This is a genomic window from Kocuria sp. CPCC 205231 (assembly GCF_040980965.1).
GTDB lineage: Bacteria > Actinomycetota > Actinomycetes > Actinomycetales > Micrococcaceae > Kocuria > Kocuria rosea.
Map to the genome: position 1 here is coordinate 203368 of NZ_JAVKPP010000002.1, position 22271 is coordinate 225638.

22 protein-coding genes are annotated in these 22271 nt (G+C 73.6%); 10 read left to right on the forward strand and 12 right to left on the reverse strand.

Features of this window, described 5'->3' with window-relative positions; genetic code table 11:
- Positions 1-29: 29 nt before the first annotated feature.
- The 4 genes from araA to RF640_RS02595 form a co-directional block, all read right to left on the reverse strand.
- Positions 30-1544 carry an L-arabinose isomerase gene (gene araA / locus RF640_RS02580; RefSeq protein ID WP_109221453.1) on the reverse strand — a complete coding sequence of 505 codons (1515 nt, stop codon included), beginning with the start codon at positions 1542-1544 and terminating at the stop codon, positions 30-32.
- Positions 1519-2271, reverse strand: a complete 753-nt coding sequence (locus tag RF640_RS02585; protein WP_109221454.1) for an L-ribulose-5-phosphate 4-epimerase — start codon at positions 2269-2271, stop codon at positions 1519-1521. The genes araA and RF640_RS02585 overlap by 26 nt, the downstream gene beginning before the upstream one ends.
- Positions 2268-3956 (reverse strand): ribulokinase, encoded by a 1689-nt coding sequence (gene araB / locus RF640_RS02590; protein ID WP_109221455.1) that lies wholly within the window; start codon positions 3954-3956, stop codon positions 2268-2270. The genes RF640_RS02585 and araB overlap by 4 nt, the downstream gene beginning before the upstream one ends.
- A 171-nt stretch (positions 3957-4127) precedes the next feature.
- Entirely contained in the window at positions 4128-5168 is a 1041-nt protein-coding gene (locus RF640_RS02595; protein ID WP_109221456.1) for a LacI family DNA-binding transcriptional regulator, read from the reverse strand.
- Between the two features lie 190 nt (positions 5169-5358).
- Here RF640_RS02595 and RF640_RS02600 point away from each other — a divergent pair, with 190 nt between their 5' ends.
- The 3 genes from RF640_RS02600 to RF640_RS02610 all read left to right on the forward strand — a co-directional run bounded on the left by RF640_RS02600 (position 5359) and on the right by RF640_RS02610 (position 8460).
- A complete protein-coding gene (locus RF640_RS02600; protein ID WP_095650194.1) occupies positions 5359-6342 on the forward strand; it encodes an aldo/keto reductase in 984 nt (327 codons plus the stop codon).
- Between the two features lie 112 nt (positions 6343-6454).
- Positions 6455-6931 (forward strand): MarR family winged helix-turn-helix transcriptional regulator, encoded by a 477-nt coding sequence (locus tag RF640_RS02605; RefSeq protein WP_035923555.1) that lies wholly within the window; start codon positions 6455-6457, stop codon positions 6929-6931.
- A gap of 113 nt (positions 6932-7044) precedes the next feature.
- On the forward strand, positions 7045-8460 hold the full coding sequence (locus RF640_RS02610) for a S9 family peptidase (RefSeq protein ID WP_035923558.1): 1416 nt from the start codon (positions 7045-7047) through the stop codon (positions 8458-8460).
- 68 nt (positions 8461-8528) lie between these two features.
- On the opposite strand, the gene RF640_RS02615 is transcribed toward RF640_RS02610, so the two are convergent.
- Positions 8529-9305: an SDR family NAD(P)-dependent oxidoreductase gene (locus tag RF640_RS02615; RefSeq protein WP_035923560.1), complete on the reverse strand. Its 777-nt coding sequence runs from the start codon at positions 9303-9305 to the stop codon at positions 8529-8531.
- Between the two features lies 1 nt (position 9306).
- Positions 9307-10068: a FadR/GntR family transcriptional regulator gene (locus tag RF640_RS02620; protein ID WP_035923562.1), complete on the reverse strand. Its 762-nt coding sequence runs from the start codon at positions 10066-10068 to the stop codon at positions 9307-9309.
- Positions 10069-10256: 188 nt separating this feature from the next.
- Here RF640_RS02620 and RF640_RS02625 point away from each other — a divergent pair, with 188 nt between their 5' ends.
- Positions 10257-11759, forward strand: a complete 1503-nt coding sequence (locus tag RF640_RS02625; RefSeq protein ID WP_035923564.1) for a GntP family permease — start codon at positions 10257-10259, stop codon at positions 11757-11759.
- A 131-nt stretch (positions 11760-11890) separates the two neighbouring features.
- Positions 11891-13096 (forward strand): MFS transporter, encoded by a 1206-nt coding sequence (locus RF640_RS02630; RefSeq protein ID WP_368826430.1) that lies wholly within the window; start codon positions 11891-11893, stop codon positions 13094-13096.
- A gap of 100 nt (positions 13097-13196) precedes the next feature.
- On the opposite strand, the gene RF640_RS02635 is transcribed toward RF640_RS02630, so the two are convergent.
- From RF640_RS02635 to RF640_RS02660, 6 genes are all read right to left on the reverse strand, one after another.
- Entirely contained in the window at positions 13197-13766 is a 570-nt protein-coding gene (locus RF640_RS02635) for a hypothetical protein (protein WP_052132676.1), read from the reverse strand.
- Between the two features lie 203 nt (positions 13767-13969).
- A complete protein-coding gene (locus RF640_RS02640; RefSeq protein WP_115163395.1) occupies positions 13970-14656 on the reverse strand; it encodes a class F sortase in 687 nt (228 codons plus the stop codon).
- Positions 14657-14684: 28 nt separating this feature from the next.
- Entirely contained in the window at positions 14685-15209 is a 525-nt protein-coding gene (locus RF640_RS02645; RefSeq protein ID WP_147284819.1) for an excalibur calcium-binding domain-containing protein, read from the reverse strand.
- 176 nt (positions 15210-15385) lie between these two features.
- Complete coding sequence (gene nagB, locus RF640_RS02650) at positions 15386-16186, reverse strand: glucosamine-6-phosphate deaminase (RefSeq protein WP_052132706.1); 801 nt, start codon at positions 16184-16186, stop codon at positions 15386-15388.
- Between the two features lie 68 nt (positions 16187-16254).
- Complete coding sequence (locus tag RF640_RS02655; RefSeq protein WP_052132678.1) at positions 16255-17166, reverse strand: phosphotransferase; 912 nt, start codon at positions 17164-17166, stop codon at positions 16255-16257.
- Between the two features lie 187 nt (positions 17167-17353).
- Positions 17354-17560 carry a cold-shock protein gene (locus RF640_RS02660; protein ID WP_035923571.1) on the reverse strand — a complete coding sequence of 69 codons (207 nt, stop codon included), beginning with the start codon at positions 17558-17560 and terminating at the stop codon, positions 17354-17356.
- A gap of 280 nt (positions 17561-17840) precedes the next feature.
- On the opposite strand from RF640_RS02660, the gene RF640_RS02665 reads away from it, so the two are divergent.
- The 5 genes from RF640_RS02665 to RF640_RS02685 all read left to right on the forward strand — a co-directional run bounded on the left by RF640_RS02665 (position 17841) and on the right by RF640_RS02685 (position 22223).
- The gene (locus RF640_RS02665) at positions 17841-18596 is read left to right on the forward strand and encodes a 5-oxoprolinase subunit PxpA (RefSeq protein ID WP_368826434.1); all 756 of its coding nucleotides are present in this window, start codon (positions 17841-17843) and stop codon (positions 18594-18596) included.
- A gap of 105 nt (positions 18597-18701) precedes the next feature.
- Entirely contained in the window at positions 18702-18941 is a 240-nt protein-coding gene (locus RF640_RS02670; protein WP_017834473.1) for an acetyl-CoA carboxylase, read from the forward strand.
- 3 nt (positions 18942-18944) lie between these two features.
- Entirely contained in the window at positions 18945-20369 is a 1425-nt protein-coding gene (locus RF640_RS02675; RefSeq protein ID WP_368826436.1) for an acetyl/propionyl/methylcrotonyl-CoA carboxylase subunit alpha, read from the forward strand.
- Positions 20366-21274 carry an allophanate hydrolase subunit 1 gene (locus tag RF640_RS02680; protein ID WP_368826438.1) on the forward strand — a complete coding sequence of 303 codons (909 nt, stop codon included), beginning with the start codon at positions 20366-20368 and terminating at the stop codon, positions 21272-21274. The genes RF640_RS02675 and RF640_RS02680 overlap by 4 nt, the downstream gene beginning before the upstream one ends.
- Complete coding sequence (locus tag RF640_RS02685) at positions 21258-22223, forward strand: biotin-dependent carboxyltransferase family protein (RefSeq protein WP_035923576.1); 966 nt, start codon at positions 21258-21260, stop codon at positions 22221-22223. The genes RF640_RS02680 and RF640_RS02685 overlap by 17 nt, the downstream gene beginning before the upstream one ends.
- Positions 22224-22271: the final 48 nt, after the last annotated feature.

Genomic DNA, 22271 nt, shown 5'->3' on the forward strand with positions numbered 1-22271 from the left:
GGTCGTCCCGGTCGTCCCGGTCGTCCCGCTCAGAGCTTCTGGGCGAGCCGGTAGTAGGCCGCGTTCCACCGCACCTCGCGCTGGAACTCCCGCAGGGTGGTGGTGTCGTCGATGACGAGCAGCTCGGTCCGGGTCATGTCGGCGAAGTCCCGGATCACGTCGGCGCCCACCGCGGTGCTGAGGACCGTGTGGTGGGCGGCGCCGGCGGTGAGCCAGGCCGCGGCCGAGGTCGCGAGGTCGGGGTGCGGCCGCCAGACGGCCCGGGCCACCGGCAGGTTCGGGAGCGGGGCGTCCGGGGGCACGACGTCCACGGTGTTGGCGGTGAGCCGGAACCGGTCCCGCATGTCGGACATCGCCACGACCACGCCGGGGCCGGCGTCGGTGTCGAAGACCAGGCGCACGGGGTCCTCCCGTCCGCCGATGCCCAGCGGGTGCACCTCGAGGGAGGGGCGCGCCGTGGTGAGGCTCGGGCAGACCTCCAGCATGTGGGCGCCGAGGATCTTCTCCTCCCCCGGCACCAGGTGGTACGTGTAGTCCTCCATGAGGGACGCGCCCCCGGGCAGCCCGGCGCCCATGACCTTGGCCGCCCGCACCAGCAGGGCCGTCTTCCAGTCGCCCTCCGCCCCGAACCCGTAGCCGCGGGCCATGAGCCGCTGCACGGCGAGGCCCGGCAGCTGGCGCAGCCCGCCGAGGTCCTCGAAGTTCGTGGTGAAGGCGCCGAAGCCGCCCTCCTCCAGGAACTGGAGCATCCCGAGCTCCTGCCGGGCCCCGTAGCGCAGGGACTCGTGGCGCTCCCCGCCGCGGCGCAGCTCGGGGGCCACGTCGTAGAGCTCCTCGTACTCGGCGACGAGCTCGTCCACGCGGCCCTCGGACTGGGCGTCCACCACGGCCACGAGGTCGTTGACGCCCCAGGTGTTCACGGAGACCCCGAACTGCAGCTCGGCCTCCGTCTTGTCACCCTCGGTCACGGCGACGTTGCGCATGTTGTCGCCGAACCGAGCCACCCTGAGCCCCTGGACCGCCGCGCGGCCGGCGCACGCGCGCTGCCAGGAGGCGATCTGCGCGGTGACGCCGGGGGTCGAGACGTGGCCCACCACGGTCTTGCGCGGGACGTCGAGCCGGGTCTGGATGTAGCCGAACTCGCGGTCGCCGTGCGCGGCCTGGTTGAGGTTCATGAAGTCGAAGTCGATCTCGCCCCACGGCAGCTCGACGTTGATCTGGGTGTGCAGGTGGAGCAGCGGCTTGCGCAGGGCGTCGAGGCCGGTGATCCACATCTTGGCGGGGCTGAAGGTGTGCATCCAGGCGATCGCCCCGATCACGCCGTCCGCGGCGTTGAGCTCGAGGGCCGTGCGGCGGATCGAGGCCGCGTCCTTGAGCGTGGGCTTCCAGACCACCTCGACGGGCAGCCCGGCCTCGCCCAGCACGCGGACGATCTCGCGGGACTGCTCGGCCACCTGGCGCAGGGTGTCCTCGCCGTAGAGGTCCTGGCTGCCGGTGAGGAACCAGACCTCGTAGTGGTCAAGGGCGGTGGGCAGAGGATTCACGGGTGAGCGCTCCTGGGGTGGTGGGGACGGGCGCGGGCTGCTGGCCGTAGACGTTCTGGTAGCGGTCGAACAGGGAGTCGACGTGCGCGGGGTCGATGGGCAGCGGCTCGCCCAGCTGGCGGGAGAGGTGCACGGTGCGGGCCACGTCCTCGAGCATGGCCGCGGCCTTGACGGCGTCCCGGGCGTCCTTGCCGATGGTGAACGGTCCGTGGCTGAGCATGAGGACCGCGCGGGAGCGGTGGCCGGAGAGGGTCTCCACGATGCCGCGGCCGATCGAGTCGTCGCCGATGATCGCGAAGGGCCCCACGGGGATCTCCCCGCCGAACTCGTCCGCCATGGCCGTCAGGACGCAGGGGATGGCCTCGCCGCAGGCCGCCCAGGCCGTGGCGTAGGGCGAGTGGGTGTGGACCACTCCCCCGACCTCCGGCATGTGCCGGTAGACGTAGGCGTGGGCGGCGGTGTCGCTGGACGGCGAGCGCTCCGCGCCGGGGGTGCCGGGGACCGGCCGGCCGTCCAGGTCGCACAGGATCTGGTTCTCCGGGCCGAGGTCGTCGTAGCTCACCCCGCTGGGCTTGATCACGAAGAGGTCCGTGCCGGGGACCCGCCCGGACACGTTGCCCGCCGTCCAGACCACCAGCCCGTAGCGGACCAGTTCGGCGTGCAGGTCCGCGACCTCGCGCCGCACGTGGGCGATCCGCTCCTCGAGCTCGGGCGTCAGGGCGTTCACGCGGAGACCTCCTGGGTGGAACGGGCGTTGCGCCGGAGCGCCTTGAGCCGGCGCATGACGTCGCTGCCGCCGCGGCCGAAGTGGTCGTGCAGCGCGGTGTAGTCCTCGTAGAGGACGGAGTAGGCCTCGGTGTGCGCGGGGTTCGGGGTGTAGGCGTTGCGCTCGAGCCGGCCCATCGCCGCGGCGGCCGTCCGGACGTCCGGGTAGGCGCCGGCGGCCACGGCCGCGTGGATGGCGGAGCCCAGGGCCGGGCCCTGGTCGCTGCCGATCACCGAGATCGGCATGCCGAGCACGTCGGCGTAGATCTGCATGAGGAACGCGTTCTTGATCAGCCCGCCGGCCGCCACGAACTCGGTGACGGGGATCCCGGAGGCGGCGAAGGCCTCCACGATCGTGCGGGTCCCGAAAGCGGTGGCCTCCAGCAGGGCGCGGTAGACCTCGTGCGGGCGGGTGGCCAGGGTGAGGCCGACGAGCAGCCCGGAGAGCTCGTGGTCCACGAGCACGGACCGGTTGCCGGACTGCCAGTCCAGGGCCAGGAGCCCGTGCGCGCCCACCGGTTCGCGGCTCGCCTGCTCGGTGAGCAGCTCGTGCACGCTCAGCCCGCGCTCGGCGGCCTCCTCCTGGAGCCGCCCCGGCACGAAGTGGGCCGTGAACCAGCCGAAGATGTCGCCCACCCCGGACTGCCCGGCCTCGTAGCCGTAGAGCCCGTCGATGATCCCGCCGTCCACCACGCCGCACATCCCGGGGACCTCGCGCAGGGTGTCGGAGCTCATGACGTGGCAGGTGGAGGTGCCCATGATCGCCACCATCTGACCCGGCGCGGTGGCCCGGGCGGCGGGGGCGCTCACGTGCGCGTCGACGTTGCCCACCGCCACGGCGATGCCGGCGGGCAGGCCCGTCCACTCCGCGGCCTGCGCGCTGAGAGTGCCCGCGGCCGTGCCGAGGGCCCCGATCGGGTGGTCGACCTTGTCCTGCGCGAAGCCGGCGAACCCGGGGTTCAGGGCGCCGAGGAACTCGCGGTCGGGGTACTCGCCGTCCTGCAGGATGCCCTTGTACCCGGCGGAGCACGCGTTGCGCACGTAGCTGCCCGTCAGCTGCCAGACGATCCAGTCGGCGGCCTCCACCCAGTGGTCCATCAGGTGGTACAGCTCGGGGTCCTCCTCGAGCAGCTGCAGGCCCTTGGCGAACTCCCACTCGCTCGAGATGAGACCGCCGTAGCGGGCCAGCCAGCGCTCTCCGCGCCGGGCCGCGAGATCGTTGATGCGGTCCGCCTGGCCCTGCGCGGCGTGGTGGCGCCACAGCTTCACGTAGGCGTGCGGGCGGCCCGCCAGGCCGGGCAGCTCGTTGAGGGGCGTGCCGTCGGCCCGGACGGGGACCATGGTGCACGCGGTGAAGTCGGTGCCCACGCCCACCACGGCGCTCGGGTCCACGCCGGCGGCACGGACGGCGGCGGGCACCGCGTGCCGCAGGACGTCCACGTAGTCGGCGGGGACCTGGAGCGCCCACTCGGGCGGCAGGGCCTCCCCCGTGGCGGCGAGCACGGTGTCCATCACGCCGTGCTCGTACTCGTGCACCGCGGAGCCCATCTCGGCGCCGTCGTGCACCCGCACGACGACGGCCCGCCCCGACAGGGTGCCGTAGTCGACGCCGATGACGTACGTGGGATCTGGGCTGGGCTGGCTCACGGAGGACCTCGTTGTCGTTCGAGCCGCACGTTCCGCAAGGGGCGGCCGCCGGCCGGCCCACCTCGGAATGTGAACGGTCACATCTGATGTTCGGGCCAACCTACCGCAGCGTGGAAGCACGTGTCGCACATCACTTGATAACAGTTTGGTAACGGCGTGGCCGGGGTTCCATCAGCCCTGGTCGGAGGCGGGCGCGGCCGTGGACTCGCGGACCACGAGCACGGGCTCCACGTCCCCCGGCCGGACCGGCTGCTCCCCCCGCAGCTCCGCGAGCAGCACGGCCATGCAGCGCCGGCCCAGCTCGGGGAAGTCCTGGCGCACCGTGGTCAGCGGCGGCAGGAAGTGCGCGGCCTCCGGGACGTCGTCGAAGCCCACCACGCTGACGTCCCCGGGCACGTCCAGCCCGGCCTCGGCGAACGCGTGGACGAGACCGAGCGCGATGTGGTCGTTGCCGCAGAAGACCGCGCTGAACCCCCGGCGCCCGCGCAGTCCGAGCCCCGCGCGGTAGCCGGAGTCCGCGGTCCACGCCCCGGCGGGGACCACCACGGGCTCGAACCCCCAGGCGGTCATCTCCTCGCGGTAGCCCTGGCGGCGGGCGTCCGTCTCGACCCACCCCTCGGGGCCGGGGACGTGGACCACGCGGTGGTGCCCCAGCTCCAGCAGGTGGCGGGTGGCCAACCGGGCGCCGGCCAGCTGGTCGACCGACATCCGGTGGTCCTCGCTGTGCAGGGAGTGCACGGTGACGAACGGGATCCGGATGGACAGCTGCTCGATCACCTCCAGCGTGCGCGACTGCGGTGCGAGGATCACCAGCCCCTCCACCGCGTGGCCGACCATCCGGTCCAGGGCCGACTCGATCGAGGCGCGGTCCGCGTGGTCGATGTGGGCGGTGTCCACGACGTAGCCGGCCTCGTCGGCCGCCGTCTCGACCGCCCGGAGGCTGGCCGACGGGCCGTACTCGGCGCCCGAGGAGACGAGGGCGCCGATGGTCCTCGACTCGCTCGTGACCAGGGCGCGGGCGGCCCGGTTGGGCCGGAAGCGCAGCTCCTCCATGGCCTGCAGCACCCGCTGCCGGGTCGAGTCGCGCAGCGCGGGGTGCCCGTTGATCACCCGGGAGACCGTCTGGTGGGAGACCCCGGCCGCGCGGGCCACGTCCCGGATGTTGGGGGCGCGCGGAGGCCGTGCGGAGTTCGCACCACCCTCGACGGTCATGGCCAGAACGGTACTGCACGGCACCGGACGGACCCAGTGGAGGGGTCCCCGGAAGGGATCTCCCTCCCCCCGGTGCTTGCGCGGCGGACACGTCGCACCGCATGGTGGTCCCCGGCGCCCCCGGAACCCGGGCCGCCGTCCCCCGGGCACCCGGGAGACCCTCCACCGATCGCGGAACGGGATTCTACGCATGGAGCAACGCACACTCGGCAGGACCGGACGGAAGGTCTCCACCGTGGGCCTGGGCACGTGGCAGCTGGGCGCGGACTGGGGGGACGTCGACCCCGCCGAGGCCACCGCCGTCCTGGAGGCCGCCGTGGAGTCGGGGGTCACGTTCTTCGACACCGCCGACGTCTACGGCGACGGCCGCAGCGAGCAGACCATCGGCGCGTTCCTGCGCGAGCGCCCCGACCTGGACATCACCGTGGCCACGAAGATGGGCCGCCGCGCGGACCAGGTCCCGGAGAACTACACCCTCGCGAACTTCCGGCAGTGGGTGGACCGCTCGCGCCGGAACCTGGGCACCGACACCCTCGACCTGGTCCAGCTGCACTGCCCGCCCACGCCGGTCTACAGCGACCAGGAGGTCTACGACGCCCTGGACACCCTGGTCCAGGAGGGCGCGATCCGCCACTACGGCGTCAGCGTGGAGCGCACCGACGAGGCGCTGGCGGCCATCGCCCGCGGGAGCACCGCCACCGTCCAGATCATCCTCAACGCCTTCCGCCTCAAGCCGCTGGACGCCGTGCTGCCGGCGGCGAAGGAGGCCGGGGTGGGGATCATCGCCCGGGTGCCGCTGGCCTCGGGGCTGCTGTCCGGGAAGTACACGGCGGACACCCGGTTCGCGGCCGACGACCACCGGAACTACAACCGCGGCGGCGAGGCCTTCGACGTCGGCGAGACGTTCTCCGGGGTGGACTTCCAGCGCGGCCTCGAGGCCGTCCGCGAGTTCGCCGGGCTGCTCCCGGACGGGGTGACCACGGCGCAGGCCGCGATCGCGTGGATCATCGCCCAGGACGGCGTCAGCACCGTGATCCCCGGGGCGCGCAGCGTGGAGCAGGTCCGCGGCAACGCCTCGGCGGCGGACACCGGGGACCTGGGCCGGGAGATCGACGCCGGGGTCCGCAGGATCTACGACGCGTACTTCCGGGCGGACATCCACCCCCGCTGGTGAGCCCCTCCGGCACCTCCCCGGAAGAGCCCGGGGAGGTGCCGGGGCGGTGCCGCCCGGGGCGGCTCCAGCTCGTAGGATGGTCCGGATCCACCCGTGAAAGCGAGCCGCCCCGATGTCCCCCAGCCCCGCCGCGGACCACCCCGGCCCTGCACCTGACGGTCTCGCACGACTGACGGAGATCGACCTGGCCTCGGAGCCGATCTTCCTCATGGCCCGGGCGGCGGCGCTGGGCTCGTCGACGGCCAACCAGGGGCTTGCCCCGCTCGGGCTGAAGGTCCGCAGCTACTCCCTCCTGGCGGCGGCCTGCAGCGGCACGGGGCCGACACAGCGGGAGCTCGGCGAGCTGCTGCGGATGAAGCCCAGCCAGACCGTGGCCCTCCTCGACGAGCTGGAGCAGCGCGGTCTGGTGGAGCGGCAGGCCGACCCCCGGGATCGCCGCTCCAAGATCGTGGCCCCCACCGGTGCGGGGCGGGAGCTCTACGCCAGCGCCAAGGCGGCGGTGGACCTCGCCGCCGAGAGGTCGCTCGGGGACCTCCGGCCCCAGGACCGGGAGGACCTGGCGCGTCTGCTGCGACAGGTCGCCTTCTGACGCCCGGAGGGACGCGCACTGGGCACCTCCCATGGACTGTGACCCTTGACACACCCGGCCGGCGGGCGCAGGATCAGTTCACTAACTGAACTGTTCACTTCTGGAGGTATCTCGTGGTCCGCTCCCCCCGGTTCCGTCGCACCGCGCTCGTCCCGGTCGCCGCCCTGGCCACCGCTCTCGCCACCACCGCCGGCATCCTCCCCGCCGTGGCCGCCCCGGACGCCTCCGTCGTTGCCTCCCCCGGCACGGCCGCCTCGGCGGCCCCGACCGTGGCCACCGGAACCCTGGACAACGGTGCCGCCTGGCGGGCGGAGGTGCCGGCGGACTGGAACGGGAAGGTGGTCCTGTTCGCCCACGGCTTCCGCCCCGGGCCCGCCAACCCCGCCTGGGACGCCGGGTTCGACCCGACCGCGCAAGAACTGATCCGCCGGGGCTACGCCGTCGCGTCGTCGTCCTACGCCGCGACCGGATGGGCCCTGGAGACGGCCGTCCAGGACCAGCTGGACACCCTCGCGGCCTTCGAGCAGCGCTTCGGCGAGGCCGACCGGGTCATCGCCATGGGCCGCTCCATGGGCGGGCTCGTCACGAGCCTGATGGCGGAGGTGCCGGGGGCCGACATCGACGGCGCCGTCAGCACCTGCGGGCTGGTGGGCGGCGGCGTGGCCCTGAACAACTACCAGTTGGATGCCGCCCACGCCGCGGCCGAGCTGCTGCTCCCCGGCGAGGACCTGCAGCTGACCGGCTTCACCGCCCCGGGCCAGTCCGACGCGACGATCGCCGCGCTGCGCGAGGCCCTGGACGAGGCCCGCGGCTCCGCCGAGGGCCGGGCCCGCATCGCCCTGGTGGCGGCCCTGCTGCACACCCCCACGGAGCTGGACGGCGTGGACGCCGAGGACCCCGAGGCACTGGCGGCCGCCCAGGCCGAACTGGTGCTGCAGACCCTGCCGACCGTCATCGAGCGCCGCCACACCATCGTCGAGGCCGCCGGCGGCGACAGCGGCTGGACCGCCGGGGTCGACTACGCCCGGCTGCTGCGCTCCTCCGACCAGCGCCACCAGGTCCGGCACCTGTACCGGCTCGCCGGCCTCGACCTGGCCACGGACCTCGGGACGCTGAGCCGCAGTGCCGACATCGCCCCGGACGAGGACGGCCTGGAGTGGATGCTGCAGACGTCGACGCCCACCGGCGAGCTGCAGGTCCCGGTGCTGGCCACCCACACGCTGGTCGACCTGCTGGCCCCGGTCGAGTACCAGGAGGAGTACGCCGAGACGGTCCGGCGGGCCGGCGGACAGTCCCTGTTCCGTCAGGCCTTCGTGGACCGGGAGGGGCACTGCGCCTTCACCGTCGCCGAGAACGTCGCCGCCGTCGAGGCCATGGACGAGCGCCTGGAGACGGGCCGCTGGGGATCCCTCGCCAGGACCTCCTCGCTCCAGCGCAGCGCCGAGTCCCTCGGCCTCGACGGCGCCGCCTTCGTCGACCACCGCCCGGACGAGTTCGTCGGCGACCGCACCTGGTACGCCGCGCCCTGAGCCGGGCCCCGCAGGATGCGGACCGGGCGGGACCCCCAGGGGGTTCCCGCCCGGTTCCCGCGGTGCGGCTAGGAGATCTGCAGCCCCCCGTTGATGTCGTATGTCGCCGCGGTGATGAATCCGGCGTCCTGTCCCACGAGGAACGCGAGCAGGGCCGCCATGTCCCGCACGGTGCCCACACGCCCCACCAGGATGTCCTTGGACATGTCCGCCTTGCGCTCGTCGCTCAGCGTGCCGCCCATGATGTCGGTGTCCACGGGACCGGGGGCGATGCAGTTCACGGTGATCCCGTGCTCGCCCATCTCGCGCGCCACGGCCCGGGTGAAGCCGATGATCGCGGCCTTGGACGCGCTGTAGGCCACCTTGGAGTAGGTCCCGCCGCCGCGCTGGGCGGAGATCGAGGAGACGCTGACCACGCGGCCGAGCTTGCGCTCGATCATCCCGGCCAGCACGCGCTGGGTCATCATGAACGTGCCGGTCATGTTGATGGCGAAGACCCGGTCCCACGCCTCCCGGGTCTCCTGCATGAACTCCGTGGGCGAGCTGATGCCCGCGAGGTTGACGAGGGCCACGATCGGCGGGAGCTCCGCCTCGACCCGTGCGACGGACTCGTCCACGGAGGCCTGGTCGGACACGTCCGTGCGCAGCCCGAGGGCCTGCACCCCGTGCCGTCCGGCGATGTCCTGGGCGGCCTCCGCGGCGGCCTCGCCGTCGATGTCGAGGACGGCGACGTTCCAGCCCTGGCTCGCGAGCAGGTCGGCGGTGGCGCGGCCGATGCCGCGCGGGGAGGCGGCGCCGGTGAGCACGGCGGTGCGCTCGGCGGGGAAGGCGATGGTCTCGGTCATGTCAGTCGTCTCCTGTGCGGTGGGAAAAGGGTCCGGTTGCCGGGTCGGGACCGCCGGGTGCGGTCCCGCCGCCGATGTAGTGCTCGTAGTCGGCGTAGGTCTGGTCGATGTGGGCCTCCATGGCCTTGCGCGCCGTCTCGGGGTCGCGGGTGCCGATGGCCTCCAGGACGAGCCGGTGGTGCTCGATGGCGTGCCGCTGCACCTCGGGGAAGGCGGAGGTCGCCCGCCGCTCGGCGTAGAGCAGCTGGGAGAGCTGGGCCAGCAGGACGGGCACGAACGGATTGCCCGAGGCCCGGAGCACCACGTCGTGGAAGGCCATGTCGGCGCGGGTGACCTCGTCCAGGTCCTGCGCCTCGTGCGCGCGCTCGAGGTCCCGGACCGCGGTCTCCATCGCGGCGAGGTCCTCCGGGGTGACGTGCACGGCGGCCAGCTCCGCGGAGCCGGTCTCCACCATGCGCCGCACCTCCAGCAGCCGCAGCGCCACCTGGTGGGAGGTCGCCCCCCGGGAGGCGGCCTTCAGGATCGCCTCGAGGCCGGTCCACGCGTCGGGGGGGTTGACGTAGGTCCCGAGGCCGCGCCGCACGTAGACGATGTTCTGCGCCTGGAGCGCCTTGAGGGCCTCGCGCACGGTGAGCCGGCTGACGTCGGACTCCCGGGCGATCTCCGCCTCGGGGGGCAGAGCCTCGTGCGCGCCCACCTCGCCCTCGAGGATGCGTTCGAGCAGGTCCTCGGCGACGGCCTCGACCAGCGACTTCCTAGCCATCGGCTCGCCGCCGCGCCGCGGCCCTTACGGGGGGAGCGGTGCGCACGTCGGGATCGGGGTTCACGGCGCGTACCTACCTCTTGTCAGACGTCATATGTGTGACTAGCCTCACATGGAGCGCCGCTCTCGTCAATTCCCGCGCCCGGGCAGCAGCCCGGCCGTCCCACGTCCCCGAGGAGCCGATCACCGTGGATCTGCAACTACTCCTGGCACTCGTGCTGGGCATCGCCACCATCATCGTCCTGGTGCTGCGCACGCGCCTGGACGCGTTCGTGGCACTGCTCATCGCCGCCCTCGTCACCGGTCTGGTCGCGGGCCAGCCGGTGCTCGACATCGTCTCGGCCATCACCACCGGCTTCGGCAACACCCTGGCCTCGATCGGCATCGTGATCGGCCTCGGCGTGGGCATCGGCAAGATCCTCGAGGTGTCGGGGGCCGCCAACGCGCTCGCCCTCGCCTTCCTCCGCGTCTTCGGCCACGGCCGCGAGCCATGGGCGATGGGCAGCGTGGGCGCCCTGGTCTCGATCCCCGTGTTCTGCGACTCCGGCTACGTGATCATGAACCCGCTCGCCCGGTCCATCGCCCGGGTGAAGCGCGCCGGCTACGTGACCCTCGCCCTGGCGCTGGGCTGCGGCATGACGCTCACCCACCACCTCGTGCCGCCCACCCCGGGCCCCCTGGCCGTGGCCGGCATCCTCGGCGCGGACATCGGAGCGATCATCCTCGTCGGCCTGGCCTTCACCGTGCTCCTGCTGCCCGTCGTGGTCTTCTACGCCAAGTGGATCGGCCCCCAGCTCGAGCCCAAGATCGAGGAGCACGTGCGCGAGGCCGTCTACGGCACCGTTGCCACGGCCGGCGTCGGGGGCAGCTCCCGTGTCGGGAGCACGGACCTGGAGGACGGCCCCCGGGACGGTCTCGACGACGAGGCGGCCCAGGCGCCCGCCGCGGAGCCGTCCCACGACCTCGGCGAGCCGCCGGCCGGCGCCGAGCCGCACCGGATCGGCGCGTTCGTCGGATCCCTGCCGCTGGTCATCCCACTGCTGCTGATCATCCTCAACACGGTCACCGGCGCGATCGACCAGAACGCCCAGGGGGTCGTGGGCGGCGACGGGTACGAGCCCTCCGCCTGGGCGGTCCCGTTCGCCTTCATCGGCAACCCGGTGGTCGCGCTGATCATCGGCATGGTCCTGGCCCTCTACGTGCTCCTGCCCCGGTGGACGCCCCGGAACAAGGCGCACGGCTGGTTCGCCGAGGCCGCGGCCTCGGCCGGTCTGATCCTGCTCATCACGGGCGCCGGCGGCGCGCTCGGCCAGGTGCTCCGCAGCTCCGGCGTGGGCGACGCCCTGGCCGAGGCCATCGCCTCCACCCCGCTGCCCGCGTTCCTCGTGCCGTTCCTCATCGCCACCCTCGTGCGCATCGCCCAGGGCTCCGGCACGGTGGCCATGATCACCGCGGCCTCCGTCTCGGCGCCGCTGGTGACCACCCTGGGCATCGACCCCGTCGTCGCCGCCGTGGCCTGCACGGCGGGCTCCATGGTGTTCAGCTACTTCAACGACTCTTACTTCTGGGTGGTCACCCGCTTCACCGGGCTGGAGGGCACGGACGCGCTGAAGGGCTGGTCCGGGATCACCACCGCCGTCTGGGCCGGGTCCATCCCGCTGCTGTTCGTCCTCAACCTCATCCTGGGCTGACCGCGGCAGGACGACGACAGGTCTCCGGCAGGACCGGACAGCACCGGTCGGGACGGGGCGGCGTGCCGGGGCACGCCGCCCCGTCTACGCTGTCCGGAGATCCTCCCTCCCGCGTCCTGAAAGGGTGTGCCGTGCTCACCAACGCGTCATCGGCCACGGGCCGGCGGGCCCGCCTCGGCTTCGGCTTCCTCGGCGTGGTGCTGATCGCGGTCAACCTGCGGGTCGGCTTCGTGACCGTGGGGCCGCTGCTCGAGGAGATCAGCCGCGACCTCGGCATCTCGGCGGGCCAGGCCGGGCTGCTGACCGGGCTGCCGCTGGCCATGTTCGCCCTGTTCTCCCCCGTGGCCCCGGCGGTGGCCGCCCGGACGGGCCTGGACCGGGCCCTGTGGCTGTCGCTGCTGCTGCTCGCGGCCGGGATCGCCGGCCGCTCCGCCCCGGTGGAGGGCGCCGTGTGGGTGGGCACGGCGGTGATCGGCATCGGCATCGCGTTCCTCAACGTGCTGCTGCCTTCGCTGGTGAAGCGGGAGTTCCCGCTCCGCGTGAGCCAGGTGACCGGCGTGTACACGTCGATCCAGGGCGCGGTGGCCGCGGCCGGCTCGGCGCTGGTGGTCCCGATCGCCCACGCCGGGCCGGCGGGCTGGCGCCTGGCCCTGGCGGTGTGGGCGGTGCCGGCCGTCGTGGCGCTGGTGGTGCTCTCGCCCGGGCTGCGGACCGGGAGCTCCGGGCCTGCGGTCCCCGCGGCGGAGCCGGGCCCCTACCGGTCCCCCTGGCGGTCGGCGCTGGGCTGGCAGGTCACCCTGTTCATGGGCCTGCAGTCGGTGGCGTTCTACGTGCTCATGGCGTGGCTGCCCAGCATCGAGCGCAGCCACGGCGTCTCGGCGACCGCCGCGGGCACGCACATGGCGCTGTTCCTGCTGATCGGGATGGGCGCCAGCCTGGGCACCGGGGCGCTCATGCACCGGCTGGGCGACCAGCGGCCCGTGGCCTTCGCGGGCAGCGTCCTGGCCCTGGTCACCTTCGCGGGGCTGGCCGCCGCGCCGGAGCTGACGCTGCTGTGGATCGTGCTCGGGTCGATCGGCTGCGGCAGTCTCATCGTCGTCGCGCTGTCCCTGTTCAGCCTCCGGTCCACCGACCACCGCCAGGCGGCGGCCCTGTCCGGGATGGCCCAGTCCGTGGGCTACGCGCTGGCCGCGATCGCCCCCGCCGTCTTCGGCGCCCTCTACGACGCCGGAGGGCGGTGGGAGCCGCCGCTGCTGCTCATGGCGGGTCTCATGGCGGTGCTGTGCGTCGTGGCTCTCTTCGCCGGCCGGGACCGCGTCATCGGACCGGGCCGCTGAGCGGTCCGCGCCGCCCGTCACGGCGGAACGCCGCCCGGCCGCGGCGGCCGGGCGGCGTTCCGGTGGGAACTGCCGGGCGCCCGAGGGGCGCCGGAGCGGATCAGACCATGCGGCGCGGGGCGAACCACTCCTTGACCGGGGCCTTGAACGCGGTGACCAGCCACAGGACGTTCACCACGACCAGCACCAGCCCGAGGACCAGCAGGACGATCCCCAGCCCGCCGTAGGCCATCGCGCCGAGGAGGCCGATCAGCGTCCCGACCACGCTGAGGATGGACAGGACGATGCCCAGGACGCGGGCCCAGTTCTTGCCCTTCTTCAGGAACACGTAGACGAGGGCGTACAGGCCCAGGGCGATCACCAGCATCACGATGCCGGTGATCTGCCCGATGCCCGAGGCCTGGTCGGCCGCCGCGATCTGGTCGGCGGACAGGCCCATCTCCCGGTACATCTCGGTGGTGTCCACGGTGGTCGCGGCGATGATCCCCACGATGTCGTTGAGGAGGTAGACGGCCGCGGAGACGAGGGTCAGGGTCAGGAGCCGCTTGACCTCGGGGGGCGCGGCGCCGGGGTGCCCGCCCTGATGGGCTCCGTACTGGTCGCCGCCGGCCTGGTACTGCGGCGGGCCGCCGCGGGCGCCCTCGGGCTGCTGGGGATAGGGGTTGCTCATGAGGATCTCCTTCGGTGGAACGGCAACGGCACAGGATGCGCCCTCCCATCCTCCCCCGCGGTGTGCGATCGCACCTCCGTCTTCAGGACGAGGCGTGTCCCCCGCCCCGGGCCCTGCGCCCTGGGGCCCGCGAGATCGCAGGTGTCGGCGACGGCGGCGCCCCCGGTCGCCGGCAGCTGCCATCTCGCGGGAGAAGGGAGGGGTCAGGTGGCGAGGGTCGCGTAGACCACGTAGTTGTCGTCGAACAGGCCGGTGGCGGGGTCGTAGCCGTCGCACGTGATCAGGCGCAGCTCCGCCCCGGCCGTGTTGCCGTAGACGGCCCGTGTGGGAAAGGCGTTCTTGGCGTGCTGCTCCCCGCGGTCGACGACGAACACCGCCGTGCTGCCGTCCGCCCGCGTGATCTCCACGGTGTCGCCGGGGGCCAGCCCGCGCAGCCCCGCGAAGACACCGGGCCCGCCGTCGGTCGCGTTGACGTGGCCGAGCAGGACGGCCGGCCCCCGCTCCCCCGGCGTGGGCGAGGACGTGTACCAGGAGGCCGGGGCCCCGGGGCCGGTCGGCGGCACCTCCAGCGACCCGTCCGGGCGCAGGCCCAGGTGCAGCAGCTCGGACGAGGCCCCCACCGCGGGGATCCGCACCGCCACGGGCGCGGACTCCGGCAGCACCGGCGGCAGCGCCTCGGGCGCCGGGGCGGCGGACGGTGCGGCAGCCGGTGTGGTGGGCGCGGCCGTCGCACCCGGCGCCGGCGTCCGCGCCGGCGCGGCGGACACCGCCGACGACGACGGGGCGGCGGGCTGCGCGGGGGACCCGCCCGCGCAGCCGCTGAGCAGCAGGAGGACGACCGCCGCAGGGACCAGGCGGCCCCTGCGGCGGTCGGCGGTCGGATCCGGCACGGGGACCGGTCCCTCCGCCCGGCCCGGCCTAGGCCCGGCCGGCACCGCGCCGGCGCACCGCCACCGCGGCGGCCGCCGCCGAGGCCACCGCCGCCAGGGCCAGACCGCCGGCGAGGACCGGGGCTCCGGAACCGGCGTCCACGGCGGCACCGGTGTCGGCGCCGCCCACGGGCACCTCGTCCACCTGGGTGTACGGGTCCTCGGCAGGCACTTCCCCGGGCACCTCGCCGGGCTGGGCGTCCGGCCCGGGGCCGGCGCCGGGGACCCAGTCGATGACGGTGTGGCTCCAGCCCCCCGATGCGTTCTCCACGGGGATGCGGGTGGGGTCGTAGGGCCACTCGGCGCTCTCGCACACGACGCCGTCGCCGTCGTCGTCGACGAGGCTCGTGCTGTAGCTGACGGAGCCCACCGGGATGTTGTGGACGCCGTACCCGGCGGCCGTGGCGCAGTCGGTGAAGACCATCGCGTCCCCCGGGGCGGCCGTCGCCGGTCCAGCCGTCAGGACCGCGAGCCCGATCGCCGCCGCCGCCACGCCCGCTGCACTGTTCTTCATGGTGTTCCCTCGCTTCTGGGAGTGCTGATGTGCAAGCGCATCGTAGGAGGTTCACCACTGCAACGTCACGGGTCGGATAGTGATGCCGGCGTCCGCGCGGCGCGGCGGGCCCGGTTTCCGGCGGAAATTTGCCATTTCCGCTCTGACTGGTTGCATCGCGGTGCATTCTGTGAGTTTCATGACGCGGGCGCGGAACCGTCCGATCCTCGCCCATCCCCCTGGTCCGGGACAGGGCTGTGGCCGTCCCCGAGCGTCAGCCCGCTCGCGGCGGCTTCGTCGAGGACCAGCGTGGTCCGGGGGTGGAACTGCAGCACCGACGCCGGGCACCGGGCGGCCACCGGACCCTCCACGGCCGCGGCGACGGCCGCCGCCTTCCGCTCCCCCTGCGCGACCAGGAGCACCTGGCGTGCCTCGAGGATCGTGCCCAGCCCCTGGGTGAGGCAGTGGGTGGGGACGTCGTCGGGCCGGTCGAAGAAGCGGGCGTTGTCGGCGCGCGTCTGCGCGGACAGGGCCGCGACGCGGGTGCGGGAGGACAGCGACGAGATCGGTTCGTTGAAGCCGATGTGGCCGTTCGTGCCGATCCCCAGGACCTGGAGGTCGATGCCGCCGGCCGCGGCGATCGCCCGCTCGTACTCCTCGGCGGCCCCGCCCAGATCGGCGCGGGAGGCGTCGGGCACCCGGACCTGCTCCGGGGCCAGGCCGAAGGGCCGGACGACCTCCCGGTCCAGGTACGCGGCGTAGCTGCGCGGGTGCTCCGGCGGGAGACCGACGTACTCGTCGAGGGCGAAGCACGTGAGGTGCGAGAGGTCGAGCGATCCCTCGGCCCGGCGCCGGGCCAGCTCCCGGTAGATCCCGACCGGCGACGACCCGGTGGCCACCCCCAGCACGGTGTCCGGCTCTTGGGCGATCCGGCCGGCGACGACGTCGGCCGCGTACGTGGCGACGTCCGCGGCGGTCGGCACGATGACGATGTCCATGAGCTGCCCCTCCTCGTGCACTGGGAGGCCCATTGTCCTCGGACCGGTGGCAGGCGATCCAGCGGGGTTCAGGAGCCGGGGTCCAGCTGCGCGGCCGCGTGCCGGAGCACGGGACCGAAGTCCGGGCCGGCGCCGGGGCTCGCCGCCAGCGCCGCGACGTACAGGGCGGCCCAGGCGGCGGCGCGGCGCCACACGTCGTCGTCGTACCGGCCGGTGCTGTCCGCGACGGCGCGGAACCCGGAGCGCTGGTCCGCGTCGAAGGCCAGCCACGCGCCGGCGAGGTCGGACGCGGGGTCCCCGGCGCAGACGTCCCCGAAGTCGACGAGACCGGCCAGCCGCCCGTCCCGGTGCACGAGGTTCCAGGGGTGCGGGTCCCCGTGCAGCCAGACCGCCGGCCGTGACCACGGGGCGGCGCGCAGGCCGTCGTCGACGACGCCGCGGAGCCGCTCGGTGCGCCGCGCCCCGAGCAGCGCGGCCGCGGCCGGCCAGGACGGGGGCGCCGCGCGGAGCCGCGCGTCGATCGGGACGCCCCGGTAGGGGTTGCGCGGGGCCTCCCCGGGTGCCGGCCGGTGCAGCGAGGACAGGGCCCGGGCCAGGTCCTCCGCGAGCCGCCCGCGCCGGGCGAGCGGCAGGGTCGCGACGGCCTCGCCCTCGATCCACCGGACCACCGCCCAGGGCCACGGGTACCCGGCGCCGGGGCCGCCGCGGAACACCGGCCGGGGCACGGCGATCCCCAGCGCGGCCAGCGGTGCGCCGGCCACGGCCGTCCACCGCACCTCGTGGAGGAGGCACGGGACGGCGGCGCGGCGCACCGGCAGGCGCACCGCGTGGGCGGGGCCGAGCCGGAACAGTGCGTTGTCCCAGCCCTGCGCCACCGGGGTCGGCGTCAGGTCCAGGAGTCCGCGGAGCTCCCGCGGCAGCTGCGCCTCCAGCAGGCGGCGCACCTGGGCGGCCGTCGGCTGCACCTCGACCTCGGGCATCCTCCGCCCCTCCTCCCGGCTGCGTCGGCTCGGGCGCGCCCCGATCCGGGCTGCCGGACCCGGGACCCGGTGCGGGGGTCCGGCAGAGAAAGACATCGCCACCCGGCCGGAGCCGGGTGGCGATGTCAGGTCGACGCCGGGGCGTTCAGCCCCGCGCCGGAGATCTCACGAGGAGATCAGAGCGTGATCACGCAAGCACGGTGATGTTCGCGGCCTGGGGGCCCTTGGGGCCGTCCTGGGTCTCGAACTCGACGCGCTGGTTCTCCTCGAGGGAGCGGAACCCGCCGGAGTTGATCGCGGAGAAGTGCGCGAACACGTCCTTGGAGCCGTCCTCGGGGGTGATGAAGCCGAAGCCCTTGTCGGCGTTGAACCACTTCACGGTGCCAGTAGTCATGGGGAACCTGTCTTTCTGGGAAACGGAGCGTCCCCGGCGATCGGGGTGCTCGGGCGTTGCGATGCCTGCCAAAACGTCTTCTCAGAAAAACTGCTGCGCCCGATGTCCGGGCGAACTGCTTGAACTGCAAGAACGAAACTTCAACAACTGGTGATGACTCTACAGGTGTTCGGGGAAAAGCACAGTGACGGGCCCCACTGCCCCCGCGGACACCCCGAGATCGCCGGGGGATCGCCCCGAGGCCGTTCCCACGGGCGCGTCGCGTCCATAGGCTGTGACCATGGCCACACCTGAGACCCGCACCCGGCCCACCGTCAACTCGGACATGGGCGAGGGGATCGGCCTGCACCGCTTCGGCAACGACCCGGAGCTGCTGCAGGTCGTGGACCTCGCCAACGTCGCCTGTGGCTTCCACGCCGGGGACCCGGACATCATGTCCGCCACCGTGGCCGCCGCCGTGGCCCACGACGTCGCGATCGGCGCCCACCCCTCCCTGCCCGACCAGTGGGGCTTCGGCCGCCGCGCCATGGTGCTCACCCCGGAGGAGGTCGAGTCCCTGGTCCGCTACCAGGTGGGCGCCCTCACCGGCTTCCTGCTCCAGCACGGGGCGGACCTGCACCACCTCAAGCCGCACGGCTCGCTCTACGGGATGGTCGCCAAGGACCCGGCGCTCATGGAGGCGGTGGCGGCGGTGGCCGCCGACTACCGCGTGCCCGTGCTCGGCATGGCCGGCACCGCCCACGAGTCCGTGTGCGCCGAGCGCGGCGTGCCGTTCGTGGCCGAGCTCTACGTGGACCTCGACTACAACGCCGAGGGCGGGCTGATCATCCAGCGCACGCCCCACACCACCGACCCGCGCGCCGCCGCGGACCGGGTGGCGCAGGCCCTGGCCGAGGGGATCGTGCGGGCCGAGGACGGCACGGAGCTGCCGATGCGCTTCGAGTCGGTCTGCGTGCACTCCGACGCCCCGGGGGCGCCCGCGGTGGCCCGCGCCGTCCGCGCGGCGATCGACGCCCACGCGGCGACGGGCACCTGACCCGCCCGGCCGCCGTCGTCCCGGCCTTCCGACCCGGACCCGGAGCTCCCCGACCCGGTGCCCGCCGACCCCACGTCTCCCCACCCGACCGAAAGGACCCGCACCATGACCGAGATCCAGTCCCCGCTCCCCGGTGTCTTCTACCGCCGCCCCTCCCCCGACAAGGACCCGTTCGTCCGGGACGGCGACCCGGTCGAGGCCGGCCAGGTCATCGGTCTCATCGAGGTGATGAAGCAGTTCTCGGAGGTCCAGTCGGACGCCGCCGGCACGATCCAGGCCTTCGAGGTGGAGGACGGCGACATGGTCAACCCGGGGGACGTCATCGCCGTCGTCGCGGAGAGCTGAGCCGTGCCGATCTCCACGCTCCTGGTGGCCAACCGGGGCGAGATCGCGGTCCGGATCCTGCGCTCGGCGCAGCAGATGGGCCTGCGCACCGTGCTGGCCGTGAGCGAGGTGGACCAGGACTCCATGGCGGCGGAGCTCGCCGGCGCCGTGGCCGTGGTGGGCCCCGCCCCGGCCCAGAAGTCCTACCTGAACGCGGAGGCGCTCGTGGCCGCGGCCCTGGAGCACGGGTGCGACGCCGTGCACCCCGGCTACGGCTTCCTCTCCGAGAACGCCGCGTTCGCCCGGCGCGTCCAGGAAGCGGGGCTGACGTGGGTGGGCCCCGCCCCCGACGTCATCGACCTCATGGGCCACAAGACCCGGGCGCTGGAGGCCGCGATCGCGGCCGGGGTGCCCGTCCTCGCCGGGTCCAACGGGCCCCTGGAGGGCGACGACGACGCCGTCCTGGCGCTGGCCCGGGAGGTCGGCTACCCGCTCGTCATCAAGGCCTCGGCCGGTGGCGGCGGGCGCGGCATCCGCCTGGTCCGCGCCGAGGAGGACCTCCTGCGGACCGTCGACACCGCCCGGTCCGAGGCCGGGGCGAGCTTCGGGGACCCCACGGTGTACCTGGAGCGGTTCGTGGAGCGGGCCCGGCATGTGGAGGTCCAGGTCCTCGGCGACGGGCAGACCTTCCTGCACCTGGGCGACCGCGACTGCTCCCTGCAGCGCCGCTCCCAGAAGATCGTGGAGGAGGCCCCCGCCCCGGACCTGCCGGACGAGGTCCGCGAGCGCATCCGGGACTCCGCCGTGAACCTGGCCCGGCTGTGCTCCTACACCGGGGTGGGCACGGTCGAGTACCTCTACGACCCCGTCCGGCACGAGGCGGCGTTCATCGAGATGAACACCCGCCTGCAGGTGGAGCACCCGGTCACGGAGTTCGTCACGGGCGTGGACCTGGTCGCCGAGCAGCTCACGATCGCCTCGACCGGGCGCACGGAGCTGCGGCAGGAGGACATCTCCTTCGCCGGGCACTCCGTGGAGTGCCGGATCAACGCCGAGGACCCGGAGAAGGGGTTCATGCCGAGCCCGGGCACGATCAGCCGCCTCGACTGGCCGGAGGGCTCCGAGTACCGCGTGGACTCCGGCGTGCGCAACGGCGACACCGTGGCCCCGTACTACGACTCGCTGCTGGCCAAGCTGGTCGTGCACGCCGAGGACCGGGAGACGGCCGTGCAGCGGATGGGCGCGGCCCTGGCCGCCACGCACGTGGAGGGGATCAGGACCACGGTGCCGCTGCTGCGGCGGCTCGTGCTGGACCCGGAGTTCGCGGCCGTGGCGCACCACACCACCTGGATCGAGACCGAGCTGCTGACCGGCCGGGCCGGCGGCACACCCAGCGACGAGCCCGGCGACAAGCCCGGCGACAGTCCCAGTGAGGGGAGCGCACCATGACCGAGACCCTGTACCTGCCCACCGCCCGGTACACGTGGGGCGGTGACGAGTTCCTGTTCGTGGAGTTCGACGAGGCCATGAACCTCACCGCCAACTACCTGGCCACCACCGTGGCGCACGGCCTCTCCGCCCTGGACCTGCCCGGCGTGGTGGACGTCTGCCCCGCCAACGCGTCCCTGCTGGTGCGCTTCGACCCGGACGTCATCAGGGCCGAGGACCTCAAGCGCCGCACCCAGGAGCTCGAGGGGCAGGCCCGCGAGTCCACGCAGTACACCGCCGAGACCCGGATCATCGAGGTCCCGGTCTGGTACCAGGACCCCTACACCGCCGAGGTCGTGGCCCGCTTCCGCGAGGGCTACCATCAGGACCCCTCCGGCACCGACCTCGACTACGCCGCGAAGGTCAACGGCCTCGCGGACGCCGCCGAGTTCATCCGCCGCCACCACGAGTCCCCGTGGCTGGTGTCCATGGTGGGCTTCGTGGCCGGGCTGCCGTTCATGTACCAGCTCGTGCCGAGGGACCGGCAGCTCGAGGTGCCCAAGTACCTCAGCCCCCGCACCGACACTCCCCCGCTCACCGTGGGCCACGGCGGGTGCTTCGCGTGCATCTACTCGGTGCGCGGCGCCGGCGGCTACCAGATGTTCGGCATCGCCGCCGCCCCCATCTACGACCCCGAGCAGCACCTGCGCGACTTCCGGGACTTCCTCATCCTGTTCCGGCCCGGGGACCTCGTGAAGTTCCGGCCGGTCGACGAGGCCGAGTACCGCTCCATCCAGCAGCAGGTCGAGGACGGCACCTGGCGGTACAAGCAGGCGCCCGTGACCCTCGACGTCGAAGCCGCGCTCGCCGATCCCGACCGCTACAACCGCACCCTTCTGGAGGCCCTCGATGGCGCTGACGATTGAGCAGCCCGGACTGCTGACCACCGTCCAGGACCAGGGACGGATCGGGTACTACCACGTGGGCATCCCGCAGGGCGGGGCCATGGACCAGGAGTCCGCGCAGGCGGCGAACAAGCTGGTCGGCAACACCGCCGTGGAGGCCGTGCTCGAGTGCACCTACACGGGCCCCGCCTTCACCGTGGACGCCCCGACGACGATCGCTGTGACCGGTGCGGACCTGCCCGTGCTGGTCAACGGCGAGGAGCGCCCGTCGTGGCGGCGGATCGAGCTGGCGGCGGGGGACGCCGTGAAGTTCGGCGTGCTCCGCGGCGGCGCCCGGTTCTACCTGGCCGTCCGCGGCGGCATCTCCGTGCCGGAGGTGCTCGGCTCGCGCTCCACCTACGCGATCGGGCGGCTGGGCGGGCTGGACGGCCGGAAGCTGGAGGCCGGGGACGTGGTGCCGGTGGGCGAGCCCACCGGCCTGCTGCCCGAGGTCGAGGAGATCCCGGAGCGCCTCCGACCGGGCTTCGGGAGGTCGCTGGAGCTGCGGATCATGTGGGGCCTCTACGACCACCTGCTCACCGACGAGGGCCGGCGCCGGCTGGTCGAGGAGGAGTGGAAGCTCACTCCCGTGGCGGACCGGATGGGCCTGCGCTTCGAGGGCCCGGGCGTGGAGTGGATCCAGCGCCGGCAGCCGTTCGGGGCGGGCTCGGACCCCTCCAACATCGTGGACGCCGGCTACGCCGTGGGCTCCATCCAGGTCCCCGGCGGCACCCAGCCGATCGTGCTGCACCGGGACGCGGTCTCGGGCGGGGGCTACGCCATGGTGGGCACCGTGATCTCCGCGGACATGGACCTGCTGGCCCGTGCCGCCCCGGGCACGGCCACCCGGTTCCGCGCGGTGTCCATGGAGGAGGCGCTGCAGGCGCGCCACGAGCGGGCGGAGCGGCTGGAGGAGATCTGGGCGCTGTGAGCAGCCGGGCCTCGCGGGCCGCGGCGGGTGGTGCCGGTGCGGCACCAC